The 826-nt window shown below is 63.3% G+C and carries 1 protein-coding gene; it reads left to right on the top strand.

The genetic code is table 11. The features are described 5' to 3' along the window. Window positions 1-229 (top strand): HAD-IA family hydrolase (locus KME77_RS25715; protein ID WP_219471517.1); only part of this gene is annotated, 229 nt, incomplete at its 5' end. Between the last annotated feature and the right edge of the window lie 597 nt (window positions 230-826).

The raw sequence follows: 826 nt of genomic DNA, 5'->3' as shown, positions 1-826 counted from the left end.
GCCGGGGGGGTGGCTGGGGCGGTTCGCGTCGCTGACGTACTCGTGCCGGATCGGGGTGGCCAAGCCGGATCCGCGCGCGTACGAGATCTGCGCCCGGCGGCTCGGGGTGCCGCCGGGGAAGGTGCTGTTCTTCGACGACAACGAGGCCAACGTGGTGGCGGCGCGGGAGGCGGGGATGAAGGCGGAGCTCTTCACCTCGGCGGCCCAGGTACGCGCCCTCACTCTCTGAGCCCTCCGCGTTCCCCGTAGGTGGGTCGTATCGTCCGGACAGGGTTCACCTGCGACTTCCCGCCAGCTGGAGACCCGGCTCACGGACATGGGCGGGACAGTTTGTCCGGTCGGGCGGCAGTCTGCGAACGCCCGGGCGAACCCCGATTTGACGTACGGCGAACGGCCGCCTAATCTTCACTTCGCCCCGGGAGTGAGCCGGACGCCGGTCAGGCGGACGGGCCCCAGGGCAAACCCCTTGAGAAACGAGCCACTCGGCTGAGGCGCTTCGACGCGCTCTTCGGTACGAGTCGTCTCGGGTGCGCTCAGATCACCGGAAAATCGGTTGATTCGACAGGCTCAGGATGACACGGTAAGTTGCGAGGGTTGCCCCGGAGACGGGGCGCACCATCTTAGCCAGGCAAGCTCCATCTGATCAAGTCGAAGATTTGACAGAGAGCGGTCGAGCTTGATAAGATGGAAGACGTGAAGTGTGCGCCTCCTGCAGTTTGAGGAGTATGCGTCCGTTTCTTGAGAACTCAACAGTGTGTTAAAAGCCAGTGCATGATGCACAAACCCCGTCATGTTTCATGATGACGGATTCCTTTTTCAGTTGGGA

The organism is Nonomuraea rhizosphaerae (assembly GCF_019396405.1).
GTDB classification, from domain to species: domain Bacteria; phylum Actinomycetota; class Actinomycetes; order Streptosporangiales; family Streptosporangiaceae; genus Nonomuraea; species Nonomuraea rhizosphaerae.
This window is presented reverse-complemented; position numbering and strand designations above follow the sequence as displayed.